Source organism: Kribbella steppae (assembly GCF_004342025.1).
Lineage (GTDB): Bacteria > Actinomycetota > Actinomycetes > Propionibacteriales > Kribbellaceae > Kribbella > Kribbella steppae.
Genome location: NZ_SLWN01000019.1, coordinates 137,595 through 154,732 on the forward strand (window position 1 = coordinate 137,595; position 17,138 = coordinate 154,732).

Annotated in this window: 18 protein-coding genes; 9 read left to right on the plus strand and 9 right to left on the minus strand. The window is 68.1% G+C overall.

The window, feature by feature from the left end:
• Nucleotides 1-21 precede the first annotated feature (21 nt).
• Nucleotides 22-789, plus strand: a complete 768-nt coding sequence (locus EV652_RS39230; RefSeq protein ID WP_132215162.1) for a DUF1206 domain-containing protein — start codon at nt 22-24, stop codon at nt 787-789.
• Here EV652_RS39230 and EV652_RS39235 read toward each other — a convergent pair whose 3' ends face one another.
• Genes EV652_RS39235 through EV652_RS39245 form a run of 3 tightly spaced genes read right to left on the minus strand, consistent with a single transcriptional unit; the run spans nt 790 to nt 3,892 of the window.
• Nucleotides 790-2,379 (minus strand): ABC transporter permease, encoded by a 1,590-nt coding sequence (locus EV652_RS39235; RefSeq protein ID WP_132215164.1) that lies wholly within the window; start codon nt 2,377-2,379, stop codon nt 790-792.
• Entirely contained in the window at nt 2,376-3,281 is a 906-nt protein-coding gene (locus EV652_RS39240) for an ABC transporter ATP-binding protein (protein WP_132215166.1), read from the minus strand. Before EV652_RS39240 ends, EV652_RS39235 begins: the two co-directional genes overlap by 4 nt.
• Nucleotides 3,282-3,283: 2 nt before the next feature.
• Nucleotides 3,284-3,892 carry a TetR/AcrR family transcriptional regulator gene (locus tag EV652_RS39245; RefSeq protein ID WP_132215168.1) on the minus strand — a complete coding sequence of 203 codons (609 nt, stop codon included), beginning with the start codon at nt 3,890-3,892 and terminating at the stop codon, nt 3,284-3,286.
• 181 nt (nt 3,893-4,073) lie between these two features.
• Between EV652_RS39245 and EV652_RS39250 the strand changes: the two genes are divergently transcribed.
• From EV652_RS39250 to EV652_RS39270, 5 genes are read left to right on the plus strand one after another with little or no spacing between them, the layout of a single operon-like run.
• Nucleotides 4,074-5,867, plus strand: coding sequence for an ABC transporter substrate-binding protein (locus EV652_RS39250; protein WP_132215169.1), 1,794 nt, complete (start codon nt 4,074-4,076; stop codon nt 5,865-5,867).
• A complete protein-coding gene (locus EV652_RS39255; RefSeq protein ID WP_132215171.1) occupies nt 5,864-6,907 on the plus strand; it encodes an ABC transporter permease in 1,044 nt (347 codons plus the stop codon). Before EV652_RS39250 ends, EV652_RS39255 begins: the two co-directional genes overlap by 4 nt.
• Nucleotides 6,904-7,788, plus strand: a complete 885-nt coding sequence (locus EV652_RS39260; protein ID WP_132215173.1) for an ABC transporter permease — start codon at nt 6,904-6,906, stop codon at nt 7,786-7,788. The genes EV652_RS39255 and EV652_RS39260 overlap by 4 nt, the downstream gene beginning before the upstream one ends.
• On the plus strand, nt 7,788-8,747 hold the full coding sequence (locus EV652_RS39265) for an ABC transporter ATP-binding protein (RefSeq protein ID WP_132215175.1): 960 nt from the start codon (nt 7,788-7,790) through the stop codon (nt 8,745-8,747). The genes EV652_RS39260 and EV652_RS39265 overlap by 1 nt, the downstream gene beginning before the upstream one ends.
• On the plus strand, nt 8,741-9,685 hold the full coding sequence (locus EV652_RS39270; protein WP_132215177.1) for an ABC transporter ATP-binding protein: 945 nt from the start codon (nt 8,741-8,743) through the stop codon (nt 9,683-9,685). Before EV652_RS39265 ends, EV652_RS39270 begins: the two co-directional genes overlap by 7 nt.
• Before the next feature lie 149 nt (nt 9,686-9,834).
• On the opposite strand, the gene EV652_RS39275 is transcribed toward EV652_RS39270, so the two are convergent.
• A complete protein-coding gene (locus EV652_RS39275) occupies nt 9,835-10,089 on the minus strand; it encodes an amphi-Trp domain-containing protein (protein WP_199238652.1) in 255 nt (84 codons plus the stop codon).
• A 73-nt stretch (nt 10,090-10,162) separates the two neighbouring features.
• Between EV652_RS39275 and EV652_RS39280 the strand changes: the two genes are divergently transcribed.
• Genes EV652_RS39280 through EV652_RS39290 form a run of 3 tightly spaced genes read left to right on the plus strand, consistent with a single transcriptional unit; the run spans nt 10,163 to nt 12,040 of the window.
• Nucleotides 10,163-10,498 (plus strand): ArsR/SmtB family transcription factor, encoded by a 336-nt coding sequence (locus EV652_RS39280; RefSeq protein WP_132215181.1) that lies wholly within the window; start codon nt 10,163-10,165, stop codon nt 10,496-10,498.
• Nucleotides 10,495-11,313 (plus strand): VOC family protein, encoded by an 819-nt coding sequence (locus EV652_RS39285; protein ID WP_132215183.1) that lies wholly within the window; start codon nt 10,495-10,497, stop codon nt 11,311-11,313. The genes EV652_RS39280 and EV652_RS39285 overlap by 4 nt, the downstream gene beginning before the upstream one ends.
• A gap of 4 nt (nt 11,314-11,317) precedes the next feature.
• Nucleotides 11,318-12,040 carry a phosphotransferase gene (locus EV652_RS39290; protein WP_132215185.1) on the plus strand — a complete coding sequence of 241 codons (723 nt, stop codon included), beginning with the start codon at nt 11,318-11,320 and terminating at the stop codon, nt 12,038-12,040.
• On the opposite strand, the gene EV652_RS39295 is transcribed toward EV652_RS39290, so the two are convergent.
• The 5 genes from EV652_RS39295 to EV652_RS39315 all read right to left on the minus strand — a co-directional run bounded on the left by EV652_RS39295 (nt 12,018) and on the right by EV652_RS39315 (nt 17,136).
• Entirely contained in the window at nt 12,018-13,310 is a 1,293-nt protein-coding gene (locus tag EV652_RS39295; RefSeq protein WP_132215187.1) for a DUF58 domain-containing protein, read from the minus strand. The genes EV652_RS39290 and EV652_RS39295 overlap by 23 nt on opposite strands.
• The gene (locus EV652_RS39300; RefSeq protein ID WP_132215189.1) at nt 13,310-14,281 is read right to left on the minus strand and encodes an AAA family ATPase; all 972 of its coding nucleotides are present in this window, start codon (nt 14,279-14,281) and stop codon (nt 13,310-13,312) included. Before EV652_RS39300 ends, EV652_RS39295 begins: the two co-directional genes overlap by 1 nt.
• Entirely contained in the window at nt 14,278-15,420 is a 1,143-nt protein-coding gene (locus EV652_RS39305) for a DUF4350 domain-containing protein (protein WP_132215191.1), read from the minus strand. Before EV652_RS39305 ends, EV652_RS39300 begins: the two co-directional genes overlap by 4 nt.
• Nucleotides 15,421-15,496: 76 nt before the next feature.
• The gene (locus EV652_RS39310) at nt 15,497-16,126 is read right to left on the minus strand and encodes a DUF4129 domain-containing protein (protein ID WP_132215193.1); all 630 of its coding nucleotides are present in this window, start codon (nt 16,124-16,126) and stop codon (nt 15,497-15,499) included.
• Complete coding sequence (locus tag EV652_RS39315) at nt 16,123-17,136, minus strand: hypothetical protein (RefSeq protein WP_132215195.1); 1,014 nt, start codon at nt 17,134-17,136, stop codon at nt 16,123-16,125. Before EV652_RS39315 ends, EV652_RS39310 begins: the two co-directional genes overlap by 4 nt.
• Nucleotides 17,137-17,138: the final 2 nt, after the last annotated feature.

Below are 17,138 nucleotides of genomic sequence, written 5' to 3' on the forward strand. Positions count from 1 at the left end.
GCTCCTGGGCACAGGAGTGAAATGAAGACCGCCCAGGAAGCAAGAACGACTCGTGCGTACGACGTCGCGATCACCGTGGGGCTGATTGCCTACGGCGTCGTGTACCTGCTGATCGCTTGGATCGCCCTGCAACTCGCCTGGGGCGGGTCGTCCCAGGAGGCGTCGCAGCAGGGCGCGCTGCAGGAATTGGCCAGCAAACCGCTCGGCGGCGTACTGCTGTGGATCGTGGCGATCGGCCTGTTCGCGCTGGTGATCTGGCGGGCGCTCGAGTTGGCCTACGGAAACCTGGACACGGAGAAGAAGGTCTCCGCGGTCGGCCGTGCCGTCTTGAACCTGTTCCTGGGCGTCAGCGCGGTGAGGGTCGCCATCGGCTCCGGTGGTTCCAGCAGCGGCGAGCAGCGCACGATGAGCGCCCGGCTGATGGAGAACGGCGCCGGCCGGGCCCTGATCGTCGTGATCGGTCTGGTGATCATCGGGATCGGCGTCCGCCAGATCTACAAGTCGATCACGAAGAAGTTCACCGAGGACCTGGTCGGCGGCGTCTCCGAGATGACCATCCTGCTCGGCCGGATCGGCTACGCCGCCAAGGGTGTCGCGTTCATCGTCGTCGGAGCCCTGTTCGGCTGGGCGGCTATCGGCTACGACCCGGAGAAGGCGGGCGGTCTGGACACCGCGCTGCGCACCATCAAGGACCAGCCGTTCGGCTCGGTGCTGCTCACCGTGCTGGCCCTCGGTATCGCCGTCTTCGGCGTGTACGCGTTCGTGTGGTCCCGCAACGCCAAGCATTGATCAGCCCACCGGCAGGTCCCGTCGCCGCAGGCCGACCAGACCGACAGCACCCAGTACGACGGCGATCGCGACCAATGTGATCACCGGTGCGGCCGAGGTCGAGCCGCCCGGCAACTGGGGCAGATGGCTGAACGGCGAGATGTCCTTGACCCACTCGTCCAACTGCACACCGGCGCTGGTGAACCCGATCAGCATGCAGATCGCCGGTCCGGCCCAGGCGACCGGGGACAGTCGCGGGAACAAGCCGAAGATCGCGATCGTCAGCCCGGCCAGCAACCACACCGCCGGCAGTTGCACCATCGCCGCACCGATCAGTCGAGGCACCTGCCCGCCCACATCGCCGATCGCCGCACCGTACGCCAACCCCGCCGTGACGCCGGATGCCAGCAGAGCCAGCGCCGGACCGAGCAGCCCGAAGGCCAGGTGACTCGCAGCCCACCGCAGTCGGCTGACGGCCGTCGACAACACCGGCTCGGCCCGCCCACTCGTCTCCTCGGCCCGCAGCCGCAGCGTCGCCTGGACGGCGTACGCGGACGCGATCAGGCCGATGATCGTCATCACGCCGGCGAAGAACGAGTCGATCAGCCCGGTCGCACCACCGAGTCGCGCGAACATCTCCTGCACCGCCGGATCGTCGCGCATCAGGTCGCCGACCCCCTCGGCCACACCGCCGAACAGCAAGCCCAGCAAGGCGAATCCGGCCAGCCACGACACCAGCAGTCCGCGATGCAACCGCCACGCCAACCCCAGTGGCGAGGCCAGATCGCCGTCAGCCGGTCCGAGCTTGGCCGGCAAGAGTCCGGCACCGACATCCCGTCGTACCGAGAGATAGAGGGCTGCGGCAACGAGTACGACGGTTGCCGCGAGCACCAATACGGCGAGCCCCCACTGGTTGGCGCCGTACGGGTGGATGCGTTGCGCCCAGGCGATCGGGGAGAGCCACGACAACCACGCGAGCGGACCGTCGGTGTGCGCACTCGTGTCACCGGCCGCCCGCAGTACGTACGCCGCACCGAGAACGCTGATCGCGATGCCGCGAGCTGTCGAGGCGCTCGCGGTCAGCTGCGCGGCGACCGCGCCGACGGCCGCGAAAACCCAGCCCGCACAGAGGAATTCGACGCCGAGAGCAACGGATCCGGCGGCCGGCAGATCCTGGCTTTGCATGCCCAGGGCAAGCAGTACGGCGAGCACCAGATTGGCCGTGAACGTCACCAGCAACGCGGCCGCAAGCCCGGCGTGCCGGCCGACGACACTCGACCCGAGCAACTCGGCGCGGCCGGTCTCCTCCTCGACGCGGGTGTGCCGGATCACCGTGAGCAGGCTGAACAGCCCGATCATCACCGGTACGAATCCGGCCCGCCAGGTGATGAACTCACCAAGGCTGGTGCCGGACAGTTCGCCGTACAGGGTGATGAAACCGGCGTTACTCGCGTACTTCTCCCGCGACTCCGCCGTCGGGAACAGGTCGCCGAACGACTGCACGTAGCTGATCGGGATCAGGACCAGCGGCAGGATCCACAGCGGCAGCAGGATCCGGTCGCGGCGCAGGATCAGCCGGACCAGACCCCCGGTGCCGGCGAGTGTCTTCATCGTGATCCCTCCGGCTCGTACAGCCGCAGGAACAGCTCCTCCAGCGTCGGCGGCTGGCTGACCAGACTCCGTACGCCGATCTCCGTCAGCCGCTTCAGCACCGGATTGATCTCGTCGGTGTCGACGTCGAAGCGCACCTGGCCGTCCTCGACCCGCAGCTCGTGGATGCCTGCGAGCTCGGCCAGCCCGTTCATCGGCCCGACCAGCTCGGCCTTGATCGACGTACGGGTCAGGTGCCGGAGGTCGGACAAGGTGCCGCTCTCGACCGCGCGGCCGGCGCGGATGATGGTGACCCGATCGCAGAGAGCTTCGACCTCGGACAGGATGTGGCTGGACAGCAGGACGGTCCGGCCGTCCCGGTCGCTCACTTCCTGGACGACCTCGCGGAACACCTCTTCCATCAACGGGTCGAGGCCGGAGGTCGGCTCGTCGAGCAGCAGCAGCTCGACGTCGGAGGCGAGCGCGGCGACCAGTGCGACCTTCTGGCGGTTGCCCTTCGAGTACGTCCGCGCCTTCTTCCGCGGGTCGAGGTCGAAGCGCTCGAGCAGCTCGGCCTTGCGCTTCTTGTCGATGCCGCCGCGCATCCGGCCGAGCAGATCGATCGCCTCGCCGCCGGACAGGTTCGGCCACAGCGTCACGTCACCGGGGACGTAGGCCAGCCATTTGTGCAGCTCGGTCGCGTCCGACCACGGGTCGCCGTCGAGCAGGCGCGCGGTCCCCGAGGTCGCCCGGGTGAGGCCGAGCAGGATCCGGATGGTGGTGGTCTTCCCGGCGCCGTTCGGGCCGAGGAAGCCGTGCACCTCACCGGTCCGGATCGTGAGGTCGAGACCGTCCAGGGCACGGGTGGGCCCGAACGTCTTCACCAAGCCTTCGGTACTGATCGCCGACGTCGAGTCAGCCATGGTCAACGCTCCTCTGAGTACTTCTGTAGTTGGTCGAGTTGCTCGGGCGTGACCACCGGGATGGTGAAGACCTCGAGCATGGCCTTGGTCAGCCGGGCGTAGCCGCTGGGACTGGCGATGTCCTCGCCGATCGCCGTCGAGACCTGGTCGCGGAGCACGAAGACGGCCATCTTCATCGCCGCCAGCACCGCGGCGTACGCCCGCCGGTCACTGGGCTCGGTGCCGAGGGTCTTGGTGAACTCCTCGCCCGCGTCGACCATCTCCAGGAACAGGGCGGTCGCGGTCTCCGAGCCGTCCATCATCGAGCGGACCAGGTACGTCTGCAGCGGCATCGTGATCGGGTGCACCGCCGCCACGTCGGTGTGGGCCGCGCCGCCCTGGAAGACGAGCTCCTCGCCGATCTGCAGCATCCGGTCCTTCGCGTACTGGTCGCAGGCCTCGCGCAAGGCCTGCTTCGAGCCGAAGTGGTGCCGGACCAGGCCGGACGAGACGCCCGCCTGGGCCGCGATGTCGCGGATCGAGGCGGCCTCGATCCCGCGCTCGGTGAACAGCTTCATCGCCGCGTCCCGGATCCGGGCCCGGGCGGTCAGATCGTCGGCCGATCGGTCCATGTCACTTCCTCTCGCTACACACAAGAGCAAACTACTACACGATCGTGTAGTCAAGAGGAAAATGATTACGTCCCCGGAAACGTTCCTGTGACAAATTTCCGTATCTCGTTGACAGGAGAGCGCTTGCTGGTGTGGTTTCTTCCCCAAACACACACGGCTGGGCGGAAGGTGCGTGGGGCGGATGAGGAAGGTCTTGGCGGCTCTGGCTGCCATCGGACTGTTGGCATTACCCGGTACGGCGGCGAACGCCGCTGAGCCATCGAAGAAAGTCATCCGGGTCGGCGTCACCCAGGCGGTGGACTCGATGAACCCGTTCCTGGCCGTCCGGCTGGTGTCCGGATCGCTGCAGCGCTGGATGTACGGCTTCCTGACCGTGCCCGACTCCAAGACCCTGCAGCCGAGCCCGGACCTGGCCGAGTCCTGGACGACGTCACCCGACGGTCTGACCTGGACCTTCAAGATCCGCGAGACCAAGTGGTCGGACGGTCAGCCGGTGACCGCGGCCGACGCGGCCTCGACGTTCAACAAGATGATCACCGACGACGCCGCCAAGACCGGCAACGGCCCGGCGGTGGAGAACTTCGCCAGTGTCACCGCGAGCGGCCAGGACCTGACCATCAAGCTGAAGAGCCCGCAGGCGTCGATGCTGGACAACCCGGTGCCGATCATGCCGAAGCACGTCTGGGAGAAGGTCCCGGACATCGGCAAGTACGAGGCCGACGTCTACCCGACGGTGGGCAGCGGTCCGTACATCGCGGTGGAGGCCAAGAAGGACCAATACGTGAAGCTGCAGGCCAACCCGAACTACTGGCGGGGCGCGCCGAAGATCGACGAACTGCAGATGATCTTCTACGACAACCCGGCCGCCGCGATCGTCGGGCTGAAGAAGGGCGACATCGACCTGATCGGCCGGCTCGCGCCGCCGGACTTCGAATCGCTCAAGGGCGACGAGAACATCGTCCAGTGGAACACGGCCGGCCGGCGGGCGTCGTACCTGCAGATCAACCACGGTGCCACCACCAGCGACAACAAGCCGATCGGCGACGGCCACCCGGCGCTGAAGGACCCGCTGGTCCGGCAGGCGCTGCACTACTCGATCGACAAGCAGAAGCTGGTCGACGAGGTGCAGAACGGCCTGGCCCAGCCGGCCGACGGATCGATCATCCCGCCGATGTACAAGGACTTCTTCTGGCAGGCCGACGGCGACAAGAAGGTCACGTACGACGTTGCCAAGGCCAACAAGATCCTGGACGACGCCGGCTATAAGAAGGGTGCCGACGGCATCCGGACGATGCCGGACGGATCGCGGAAGCTGCAGTTCCGGTTCAGCATCCACACCGACACCCCGATCGAGGACAAGCTGGCCGAGTACCTGACCGGCTGGTTCAAGGAGATCGGCATCCAGCTGTCCACCAAGCGGCTCGACTCGAGCAAGTTCAGCGAGGAGACCGGGACGACGGCGTTGTTCGACGTCGCGGTCAGCGGCTGGTCGGTGAACCCGGACCCGGAGGAGGTGCTGGCCACGCACCTGTGCAGCCGGCGACCGACCGCGTCCGGCGAGGGTGGCGGCACCGAGTCGTTCTACTGCGACCCGCAGTACGAGGACCTCTACAAGCAGCAGCAGAAGGAGCTCGACCGGCCGAAGCGGGCCGAGATCATCAAGAAGATGGAGGAGCGGCTCTACACCGACGCACCGGTGATCGCGCTGTACTACCCGAACAACCTCGAGGGCTACCGCAAGGACCGGATCGCCAAGGTCACCCCGATCCCGGAGGACAAGGGCATCCTGTACGGCGGTAGCGGCTACTGGCCGTTCTACACGCTCGAGGCGGTGACCGACGATGCCGCGAGCACGGACGACGGCGGTTCGAGCGCGGGCGTGATCGGTGGAGTCGCGGGTGGCGTCGCCGTACTGGCGATCGCCGGGTTCGTGCTGCTGCGGCGCCGCCAGGGTGCCGCCGACGAGCGCGAATGACGGCAACACCGCCGGTCAGCCGGCCTGCCGTCGAGGTCCTGGAGGAGAGCCCGGCCCGCCATGGTCTGCTGCGCTACGCGGCGACCAAGGTGGGCGGGGCCCTGTTCAGCATCGCGATGGTGATCGTCGCGACGTTCTTCCTGTTCCGGCTGCTGCCGGGTGACCCGGTCCGGGCGCTCGCGCAGGGCCGGAACATGACCCCTGAACAACTCGATCTCGAACGGGCCCGGCTCGGGCTGGACAAGTCGTTGCTGGAGCAGTTCCTGCAGTTCGTCCAGCAGACACTGCGGTTCGACCTCGGGACCTCATACGAGTACAAGCGGCCGGTGCTGGATCTGATCGGGGAGCGGATCGGGGCGACGCTACTGCTCACCGGGACCGCCCTGGTGATCGCGGTCAGCCTCGGCGTCTGGCAAGGTGCGCGGGCGGGCTGGAAGCCGGGCAGCCGCTTCGACAAGTTCTCGACCGCGATCTCGCTGGTGCTGTGGTCGGTGCCGACGTTCTGGCTCGGGCTGCTGCTGCTGATGGCGTTCGCCGCCGGGGTCGGGCCGATCCCCGGGGTCTTCCCGACGCGGGGGATCTCGAGTGTGGACGCGCCCGACGGGATCGCGTATGTGCTGGATGTCGCGAAGCACATGGTGTTGCCCTGTCTGACGATGGTTGCCGTCGTCTACGCGCAGTACCTGCTGGTGATGCGGTCGTCGGTGCTGGACGAGGTCGGGCAGGACTACATCACCACGGCGCGGGCCAAGGGTTTGCGTGACGACGACATCCGCCGCAAGCACGCCGTACCGAATGCACTGCTGCCGACGGTGACGTTGGTGTTCATGCGGATCGGATTCGTGGTCGGGGGTGCGGTGACGGTCGAGGCGATCTTCAGCTGGCCGGGGCTCGGGCAGTTGTTCTACGAGGCGATCCGGGTGCCGGACTTCACCTTGATGCAGGGCACGTTCCTGCTGATCACGGTGTCGGTGATCGCGATGAACACGCTGGCGGACGTGGTCTACCACGTGCTCGATCCACGGGTGAGGTCGGCATGAGCAGTGTCACGTGGACCCGCAGGCAGCGGGCCTTCAAGAGGTTCTGGGCCGAGTTCCGGACGCACCGGGCCGGGATGGTGGGGCTCACCATCCTGGTCATGGCGGTGGTGCTGGCGCTGCTCGCGCCGCTGTTCATCGATGCGGGGGTGACGAACGTCGTCAGCGGGACCAGCGAGAAGATGGCACCGCCGAGTCTCGACAATCCGCTCGGGACCGACGAGTCCGGCCGCTCGGTGCTGGAGATGATCTGGTGGGGTTCGCGGACCTCGCTACTGATCGGGTTCCTCGCGGCCCTCCTGAGCATGGTGATCGGGACCGTGCTCGGGATCGCGGCCGGGCACTTCCGGGGCTGGCTCGGTGCGATCATCCTGCGGATCACCGACTGGTTCCTGGTGCTGCCGTCGCTGGTCACCGCGCTGGTGCTGGCCGCGATTCTCGGCGGCAGTACGGCGACCATCATCGTCGCGATCGGGGTGACGTCCTGGCCGTCGACGGCCCGGTTGATCCGTGCCCAGACGTTGGCTGTGGAAGCACGCCCGTACATCGAACGGTCCCTCGCCCTCGGCGCCGGGCACTGGCACATCACCACCCGGCACGTGCTGCCCAATGTCGCACCGCTGCTATTGGCAAGTACGACGCTCGAGGTGGCGAGTGCGATCGTCACCGAGTCGACGCTCGCGTTCCTCGGGGTGAGTGCGAACAAGACCTCCTGGGGGACGATGTTGCGCGGGTCGTACGACTGGGGTGCGGCCACCGCGGGTGCGTGGTGGTACATCCTCGTGCCGGGTCTGTGCATCGTGATCGTGGTGATGGCGTTCACGTTGTGCGGACGGGCGCTGGAGAGTGTGCTCAATCCCCGGTTGCGGACGAGGACGGCGTGATGGCTCTGCTCGAGTTGGACGACCTGTCCGTCACCTACCGGATCGCGGCCGGCGACGTTCCCGCCGTACGGGGTGTATCGCTGTCGATTGAAGCCGGTGAGGCCGTCGGGCTGGCGGGGGAGTCGGGGTCGGGGAAATCGTCCATCGCGATGGCGTTGCTGCGGCTGCTGCCGCGGTCAGCTCGTCTCGAGGGGCGCGCTTTGCTGAACGGCGAGGATGTCCTGACCATGAACTGGGGACGGTTGCGCGCGGTCCGGTGGTCCGAGGCGTCGATCGTGTTCCAGGGTGCGCAGCACGGGCTCAACCCCGTGCAGCGGATCGGGGACCAGATCGCCGAGCCGTTGCTCGTGCACCGGTTGGCTTCGCCTGCGGAGACTTCGGTGCGAGTGCGGGAGTTGCTGGAGCAGGTCGGGTTGCCGACCTGGCGGGCGCGGAGCTATCCGCACGAGCTCAGTGGTGGCCAACGGCAACGAGTCATGATCGCGATGGCGCTGGCCTGCTCGCCCCGGTTGATCATCGCGGACGAGCCGACCACCGCGCTGGACCTGATGGTGCAGGCGCAGGTGCTGACGCTGATCCGGCAGTTGATCGCCGAGAACGACATCTCGCTGCTGATGATCTCGCACGATCTGTCCGTGCTCGCCGATGTGTGCGACCGGCTGGCCGTGATGTACGCCGGTCGGTTGGTCGAGGCCGGTCCTTCGGCCGGGGACTTCCAGCATCCGTACAGTAAGGCGCTCGCGGCGGCGTTCCCGACCGTGGGCGATCCGAGGTCGCGGTTGGCGCCGCGCGGGCTGGCAGGTGATCCACCGGATCCTCAGCAGTTGCCTGGTGGGTGCTCGTTCCATCCGCGGTGTCCGGTCGCGCTGGAGTCGTGTTCGACAGCTGCCGTCGAGCTGCGCCCGGCGGGTCAGGGTCGTACTGCGGCCTGCGTTCTGGTGGGGGCGGGAACTTGCTAGAGGCAATTGATGTTGCGGTCGAGTTCGCGTCGCGCGGTCGGCGGGCGCGGGCGGTGGACGGCGTCAACCTGTCCGTCGGTGCGGGCGAGATCGTCGCACTGGTCGGCGAATCCGGCTGCGGCAAGACCACCCTCGCCCGGACCTTGCTCGGCCTCGAACGCCCGACGTCCGGTCAGGTCTCGTACGACGGGACGCCGCTGAGCTACACCGGACGTGGCCTGCGTGCGTTCCGCCGGCAGGTCCAGCTGGTGTTGCAGGACCCGATGGGCTCGCTGAATCCACGGCAGACCGTCTACGAGGCGGTTGCCGAGGGCCCGCGGATCCACGGTCTGCCGGATGAGGAGGCGGTGGTCACGTCCGCCTTGTCCCGTGCGGGATTGAGGCCACCAGAGCGGTTCTTCCTGCGGTATCCGCATGAGCTGTCGGGCGGTCAGCGGCAGCGCGTCGTGATCGCCGGCGCGTTGGCGTTGAACCCGAAGGTGCTGATCGCCGACGAACCGGTCGCCTCGCTGGACGCGTCGGTGCGTGGCGAGATCCTCGCGTTGCTGCTGCGGTTGCGCGACGAACTCGGTCTGGCCGCGCTGGTGGTGACGCACGATCTCGGGCTGGCCTGGAACATCGCGGACCGGGTCGCGGTCATGTACCTCGGCCGGATCGTCGAGTCCGGGCCGACGGAGGAGGTGCTGACGAATCCGCAGCACCCGTATACGCAGGCGTTGCTGTCGGTCCTGCCGGAGTCCCCGCAGCGAATCGTGTTGAGCGGTGAGCCGCCTGACCCGACCCGCATCCCCACCGGCTGTCGCTTCCACCCCCGCTGTCAGCTGGTAGCCGCCGGCCAAGGCACCGACGCCTGCTTCTCCGGTCCCCTCTCGATCCTCCCCGCGCAAGCCGACTCCCAAGTCGCCTGCCACCTAGCCCCAGTCCGCACATCCACCTGAGCCCCGCGCCCATCCGCCGTACCTACCCGCCCGCCCCGTCCCCCGACGGCCATTTGAGCGGATAACCCCTGAACTTGCCGGTTCTCCCTCGCGAATACGCGGGGAGAACCGGCAACTCGAGCGGATAACCCCTGAAATTGGTGCGGGAGCTAGACCTCGGGGTCGTCGTCTTCGGGGTCCTCGTCGGCGTCGGCGATGGCCCATTTCAGCTGGAACTCGACCTCTTCCTCGCTGTCGCCGCGCTCGTGCTCGACGCTGATCCGGGCGTTCTTGGGGACGGTGAACCGCTCGCCGGCGATCTGGATCCGGAACGGCTTGCCGGCCTCCAGCGCGTCCGCCAGTCGCCGCAGCTTGGCCGCGAAGTCGGCGACCGAGTAGTCCTTCTCGACATCTCTTTCACTCATGCGGCCCATGCAATCAGGCGAAAGGTCCTTCTACCTGTTGACAATAGTTAACGAGAAGTAGAACTATTGCGGCATGGTGGAAGATCAGGTCGATCGGTTCTTCGAAGTCCTGGCTGATCCGACCCGGCGTCAGGTCGTGCGACTGCTCGGCGAAGGCCCGCAGCGCGCCGGTCAGTTGGCCGCCGCGACCGGTTCGTCGTCACCCGCGATGAGCCGGCACCTGCGGATCCTACTGTCGGCCGGGCTGGTCGCCGACGAGCGCGGGCCCGACGACGCGCGGGTGCGGATCTTCCGGCTGAACCCCGAGCCCGTGGTCGCCGTCCAGGCCTGGCTGGATCAGGTGCAGGCCCACTGGCGAGACCAGTTGGGCTCGTTCAAACGACACGTCGAGCAGAAGGAGTCATCGTGACCAAGGAGCCCTTACCGCGATCGGCCACCGTGTCCGTCGAGGTCGCCGTCGATCCACCGACCGCGTTCCGCATCTTCACCGACGAGATCGACCTGTGGTGGGTGCGCAGCCCGATCAACTTCTGGGACTCCGCCCGGGCGATCGAGGTGCGGATCGAGCCGGGTGTCGGCGGCCGCATTCTGGAGGTCTACCGGAAGGTCCCCGAGGACGCCCTCGAGCGCGGGGTGATCACCGCCTGGGAACCCGGCGAACTGCTCGAGTACCGCAGCTCGGTCGACGACACCGAGACCCGGATCACGTTCGACCCGGTCGGCGACGGCACTCGCGTGACCGTCGTTGAATCTCTGGTCGACGGTGGCACCAGGGCCGACTACTCTTGGCAGAACGTCCTGCGCTGGTTCCCCGCCTGGATCGGCCGCCGCGAGACCGCGCCGCGCACCCCGCGTGAGCTCGACCGGCTCGCGATCGCCTTGTACTACGAGGATCCGGCCGCCGCGGCCCGCTGGCTGCACACCGTCTTCGGCCTCGACTCCTGGGACAAGATCCCGGTCGAGGGCGAGTCCCCGTCCTGGATCGAGTTGCACGTCGGCTCGGCGGCGATCCTGCTCTTCAAGCGGACCGAGAAGGGAACGGCCGCGGTGGACCACGGCGTCTGGGTGTACGTCGACGACCTCGACGCCCACTTCGCCGATGCCCGGGCCAACGGCGCCAAGATCCTCTCGGAGATCCACCAGTACGGCTACCGGAGCTACGACGCCGAGGACCTCGAAGGCCACCGATGGACCTTCGCCCAGGCCCGCCCGACGATGATGTGAGCCGGTGGATCACGCCACCTCATTGACCGGCGGCCGGATCACGAAGGGTGTCGTCCGCATCGGCGACACGGTCAGGCGGCCGGTCTCGCCGAAATCTCCTTTCACCGCAGAGCTTCTGCGACTGTTCGAGGAGCGAGGGTTCGACAGTGTCCCTCGCTACCTCGGTCAGGACGACGAGGGCCGGGACATCCTCACCTACCTGGACGGCTGGGTTCCGGCCAGGTACGGGCGTTGGACCGATGAGCAGGTCGCCGCGGTCGGCCGGCTGCTGCGCGCGTTCCACGACGCGACCCGCGGCAGCCGGCTCGCCGGCCATCACGACGTGGTCTGCCACCACGATCCCGGCCCAACCAATGTCATCTTCCGCGACGGCGTGCCCGCCGCCCTGATCGACTTCGACTTCGCCGAGCCGGGCGATGTGCTGGAGGATCTCGGGTACGCCTCCTGGACCTGGTGCGTCGCGTCGAAGGTGCCACTCGAAACCCAACCAACACAGGTGAAAGTCCTCGTCGACGCCTACGGCCTCACCGGCGCGCAACGCCACGCCGTCGTAGACGCCATCCTCGAACGCCAGCTCCGCAACGTCCGCTTCTGGACCGAAGCGACCGTCGAGGTGACCGACCAACAACGAGCCGAACGCATCGCCTGGTCCCGCCGCGAGCACGCCTTTACCTCCACAAACCGCGACGCCTTCGAACGGGTGCTTAGAGGCGGCCGGCCTTCTTGAGGGTTAGGTAGGTGTCGGCCAGAGCGGGGGCTATGTGGTCGGGGTCTTCGTCGACGACGGTGACGCCGGCTCGGGTGAGGATGGCGGTGACGCGTTCGCGGTCGAGGCGGGTGCGGGCGGCGGAGGCGGCGCCGTACACCTCGATCAGGTCAGAGCGGGTGGACTCGAGTTCGGTGAGGCGTGGGTCGGCGACGGAGGCCAGCACAATCACGTGGCGGCGCAGCAGCGGGCCGATCACCGGGAGCAGGGACTCCTCGATCACTGCCGGGTCCAGGCCGGTCAGCAGGACGACGAGGGATCGCTGGCCGAGACGTTCGAGCACCTGCGACACGACCACGCGGAAGTCCGTCTGCACCAGTTCGGCCTCGACGTTCGCCAGCGCGTTCACGAACGACGGCAGCACGTCCTCCGGCGCGGGACGTCGTACGTCGGCACGTACCGCGGAATCGCAAGCCAGCAAGGAGACCCGGTCACCGGCGCGGGTTGCCAGCGCGGCCAGCAGCAGGGCCGCGTCCATCGCGTGGTCGAGGCGCGGAGCGTCGCCGACCCGGCCCGCGGACATCCGGCCGGAGTCGATCACGATGGCGACCTGGCGATCGCGCTCGGGCCGCCAGGTCCGCAGTACGACGTTGCCGCGCCGGGCCGTGGCACGCCAGTCGATGCTCCGTACGTCGTCACCCGGCACGTAGTCGCGCAGTGAGTCGAACTCGGTGCCCTGACCCCTGACCATCAAGGCGGTCCGGCCGTCCAGCTCCCGCAACCGGGCCAGCCGCGACGGCAGGTGCTTACGGCTCTTGAACGGCGGCAACGCCCGCACAGTCCACGGCACCTGATGTGACCCCTGGCGGCCGGCGAAGCCGAGCGGACCGATCGACCTGATCGTCACGCGATCCGCCTGCCGGTCACCCCGCCGCGTAGGCAGCAGATGTGTCGTCAGCCGTCGTCGCTCACCCTGTGGCAGGTCCAGCTTGTGCGGCGGATCCTGTACGCCGGCCGACGGCGGCCACGCGTCACGCAGCAACCCCTTGACCCGTCGACCCGGATTCGCAACCAGCAAATGAACTACAGCCGGTTCACCGAGTCGTACGGCGTTGTCGCCCTCACGACTGAGCTGGAGCCGCCGTGGCGAGCCGGCCAGCAGTATGTCGACCAGGCACACCACCAACACGACCGCAACGACCACGCCGACTCCGCTCCAGCTCGGCATGAGCAGAGCAACGAAGACGACGCCGGCGGCGGCCAGCAGACCGGCCCGGCCAGTGAGCACCATCAGCGTGGTACCGGCACCGTGGCCAGCACGCTCTCGAGGACGGCGTCCGCACTCACACCCTCGAGCTCGGCCTCCGGACGCACCTGCACTCGGTGCCGAAGGCAAGGACGCGCCATCGCCTTCACATCGTCCGGAATGACGTAGTCACGCCCGGACAGCCACGCCCAGGCTCTGGCCACGGCCAGCAGCGCAGTAGCCCCTCGCGGCGACACACCGAGCTGCAACGACGGCGACTGCCGCGTCGCCCGGCAGAGGTCCACGACATAGGCCAACACGTCCTCGCGGACGGCAACCCGTCGTACGGCGGCCTGCCCGGCCAGCAGGTCCTCCGGCCCAGCCACCGGCCGCAGACCCGCCGCGGCGAGATCCCGCGGGTCGAAGCCCTGCGCATGCCGAGCCAGTACGGCGATCTCCGCATCGCGCGGCGGGATGTCGAGAGTGACCTTGAGCAGGAACCGGTCGAGCTGGGCCTCCGGCAACGGGTACGTGCCCTCGTACTCGATCGGGTTCTGCGTCGCGGCGACTACGAACGGCGCCGGCAGCATGCGCGGCTCGCCGTCCACGGTGACCTGCCGCTCCTCCATCGCCTCCAGCAGCGCCGCCTGGGTCTTCGGCGGTGTCCGGTTGATCTCGTCGGCCAGCAGGATGTTGGTGAAGACAGGGCCCGGCCGGAACTCGAACTCGCTGCTCTTGGCGTCGTACACCAGCGAGCCGGTGACGTCACCGGGCATCAGGTCCGGGGTGAACTGGACCCGCTTGGTGTCCAGCCGCATCGCCATCGACAACGCCCGCACCATCAGCGTCTTCGCCGTACCGGGGACGCCTTCGAGCAGCACGTGGCCGCGGCAGAGCAGGGCGAGTACCAGCGCCGTCACCGCAGTGTCCTGACCGACCACCGCCTTGCCGATCTCGGTCCGCAGCGCGACCAGCGCCTGCCTGGCCTGGTCGGCGGTGACCTCGGTAGTCGTCACGGGTGTCGTACCTCCTGCGTCAGTACGTCGAGTTCATGGGACAAGGACATCAGGGCGGCGTCGCTGAGGGGTGGAAGGCCGTAGAGGAGTTCGTACAGCATGGCCGGGTCCCGACCGGTGTGTGCGGCAACAGTCGCGACCACCGCGGACGGCTCGGCCCGCCGCGGGATGCCGTGCGCTTTGTGGAGCTTGCCGAGAGCGGACTCACGTAGAGCGGCCGCGGCACGGTCCCGGGCGCGTGAGCGGCGGTAGAGGCGCGCTCTGCCCTCTGTGGTCTCCGCAGCGCGCACGATGACCGGCAGCCGCTCGGCAACCACCGGACCGAGCCGACGACCTCGCCAGAGCGCTACTACGAGTACGGCGAACGCCAGTGCCCAGGCGATGTAGCGGACATCCGGAGGAATCAGCGGCGGAGCGTCCTCGTCTGGCTCGTCGTAGCCGGTGGACTCCCACTGCGGCAGGTACCAGGTCAGGTCCTGGTGGGTGCCGATCAGATTGAGTGCCAGGGCGGCGTTGCCGTCGTCGGCGATCTGGTCGTTGGTGAACGAGCGCTGCGAGCCCACGACGTCGACGATCCGGCCGTCGGTCTCCAACCGGATCACCGTGTTCGTAATGCCGTCTCCATAGCAGGCCTGGGCCGTGGAGGGCGCCGAGTAGGTAGAGCCGCTGACAGTCACAGTGCCGGCCTTTACCGCGGCCGGCAGGTCGCAGTCGGGATCACGGCTGCTGGAGGACAGGATCTGGCCGGTGTCATCGACACCGGGCGCGAGAGCTTCGAGCGCGCGGGAACCAGGGCGGATGAGGATGATGTGGCTCCAGCCCGCGTCAGCGATCCGCTGCCAGTCAGAGCGATCCAGCTGGCCCATCGGACCGATCAGCAAAGTCTTGCCGTCTCCTGGTTCGACTGCGTCGTCCAGCAGTTCAGTGCCGTGCACGGTGACGCCGTGGTTCTCCAGCAGCGCCGCCAGCGCCCGTGCACCACCCTGCTCGGTGGAGTCCGGGCTGAACGGTCCAGAGGTCCGTGCCGCGGTGGCGATCATGATGACGATCGCCACCAGCACGATGACCCCGGTGACGAGCATCGGTGTCCTCAGCACACGCCAACTCTCGCCGGCACTCCGCCCGACCGAAGTGCTCATCCGCGTCCTCGCTTCGCTCCGGGCGCGGATGAGGTACGAGATGCGCTGTGCCTGATGGTGAACTCGCTCCGTTCCTTCACGCGCGCACCAGCACCCGCGCAGTCCGGGCTGCGCCATCAGCTGTGACCACCGCGGCGTACCGCTCTGGTGTCCCGGGACGGTTGCCGTAGACAACCTCAGTGAACGCCAGTGCAGCCGGCTGTAGCGGACCCCGGAGCTCCGGCACCGCCCGTCCAGCGTCCGCCACTACCTCGTACGCCGTCCGGCCGGCCCGCTCGTCCAGGATCGTCCGCTCGGTCAACTCGGCGACACAGGCGCGGAACCGGCTGCGAATAGCGTGCGCGTAGTCACCGGCCGCGGCCTCCTGCTCCGCCTGGGCGCGGTACTCGGCCGCACTACGCGGTCTCGCGGTGTCGAAGACGACCTGCTTCTCCCGGTGGCTCGTGCGGAGCACACCGGCTCGCCAGAGCACCACGACGACGATGAGCACGATCAGTCCGATCAGCATGAACAGACCGGCGTGGCCGCTCGGTGACGACCCGGTCAGGCTGTCCAGCAGGTCGGCGACCCACTCCAGCACCTTGCCGATCGCCCGCTCGATGAGCGAGTCGCCGGACTGCCGGTACGCCGTCTTGGACAGCTCCTTGGCCGCCTCGGCAGCCGCTTCGTCCCGGCCGATGTCGACCGGCGGCTCCAGGATGATCATGCGGTGCCTCCGGGGCGCAGTACGGGCCGCATCCACAGGTCGAGGCCTTCACGTCGTACCCGGAGATCCAGGTAGATCAGGGCCTGGACGGCGGACATGAAGGCCAGACTGGCGATCAGGGTGATCGCGGTCGCCAGCCCAGCGGCCACACCAAGCACGATCGCGGCCACCGTCGCACTGCTGCTGTGGCTGCTGTCGGCCCACGTGCCGACCGTCATCACCAGTGTGGTGACCCCGTACTGCAGGGCGTAGCTGACGATGTTCACCACCAGTCCCGCGAACAGCAGGATGCCGAACACGCGCCAGAACTTGCCCTTCACCAGCTGCCAGGACCGCTTCAGCGCACCCCAGATCCCCACCCTGACAGGGATGTGGAGGCCGATGTCCGGCGCGTGCCTGCCCTCCATCAGGACAACGGTCCCGGCCAGCAACAGGCGGATGCCGAAGATCAGCACCAGCACCGCACCGACCAGCATCATCACGATGGCCACCGCACCGGCCACGTCGGACGAGACCGCCGACTCGGCCCCCGAGTCGATGCCGACCACTGCCAGCCCCCAGCCACCGATGAGGATGATGAACGACAGCGACTGCACCAGCCCGACCGCGCACAGCGCGGGCAAAGCCGGCCGGATCAGCCGCAGCAGCTCCCGCGGCCCGACCCGACGCGCCAGCTGACTCCGAACGGCGGCCAGCGCGATGATCCCGGCCAGCATGCTCGACACCACGCTGAACAGCACCAGTTGGACGCCGTACGTGAGCAGGAGCGCCGCACCGGCCTGCTGGAACGGGTCGTCGGCCCCGAAGAACCCACCGATCCCACCTGGTACGGCGACCTCCGTCAGCACGGCCTGGACGGCGAGCAGGGCGATGGCGGCGAGCACCGGAAGGCCCAGCATGATCGTCTTGTTCTCGGAGATGGTCCGGGCCGCGTTGTCGAGCAGGTCGGCAGGCAGCCAGGGGCGCAGCGGCTCCGCCGCCGGGTCCTCGTGCAGACCGATGTCGTCCACTG

What these genes read in the sequence shown, in the direction of transcription:
- EV652_RS39250 (WP_132215169.1), top strand. Translation starts at nt 4,074, where the DNA reads ATGAGGAAGGTCTTGGCGGCTCTGGCTGCCATCGGACTGTTGGCATTA.
- EV652_RS39280 (WP_132215181.1), top strand. Translation starts at nt 10,163, where the DNA reads ATGGTGGAAGATCAGGTCGATCGGTTCTTCGAAGTCCTGGCTGATCCG.
- EV652_RS39240 (WP_132215166.1), bottom strand. Translation starts at nt 3,281, where the DNA reads ATGGCTGACTCGACGTCGGCGATCAGTACCGAAGGCTTGGTGAAGACG.
- EV652_RS39295 (WP_132215187.1), bottom strand. Translation starts at nt 13,310, where the DNA reads ATGGTGCTCACTGGCCGGGCCGGTCTGCTGGCCGCCGCCGGCGTCGTC.
- EV652_RS39245 (WP_132215168.1), bottom strand. Translation starts at nt 3,892, where the DNA reads ATGGACCGATCGGCCGACGATCTGACCGCCCGGGCCCGGATCCGGGAC.
- EV652_RS39235 (WP_132215164.1), bottom strand. Translation starts at nt 2,379, where the DNA reads ATGAAGACACTCGCCGGCACCGGGGGTCTGGTCCGGCTGATCCTGCGC.
- EV652_RS39255 (WP_132215171.1), top strand. Translation starts at nt 5,864, where the DNA reads ATGACGGCAACACCGCCGGTCAGCCGGCCTGCCGTCGAGGTCCTGGAG.
- EV652_RS39230 (WP_132215162.1), top strand. Translation starts at nt 22, where the DNA reads ATGAAGACCGCCCAGGAAGCAAGAACGACTCGTGCGTACGACGTCGCG.
- EV652_RS39265 (WP_132215175.1), top strand. Translation starts at nt 7,788, where the DNA reads ATGGCTCTGCTCGAGTTGGACGACCTGTCCGTCACCTACCGGATCGCG.
- EV652_RS39260 (WP_132215173.1), top strand. Translation starts at nt 6,904, where the DNA reads ATGAGCAGTGTCACGTGGACCCGCAGGCAGCGGGCCTTCAAGAGGTTC.
- EV652_RS39275 (WP_199238652.1), bottom strand. Translation starts at nt 10,089, where the DNA reads ATGAGTGAAAGAGATGTCGAGAAGGACTACTCGGTCGCCGACTTCGCG.
- EV652_RS39310 (WP_132215193.1), bottom strand. Translation starts at nt 16,126, where the DNA reads ATGATCATCCTGGAGCCGCCGGTCGACATCGGCCGGGACGAAGCGGCT.
- EV652_RS39305 (WP_132215191.1), bottom strand. Translation starts at nt 15,420, where the DNA reads ATGAGCACTTCGGTCGGGCGGAGTGCCGGCGAGAGTTGGCGTGTGCTG.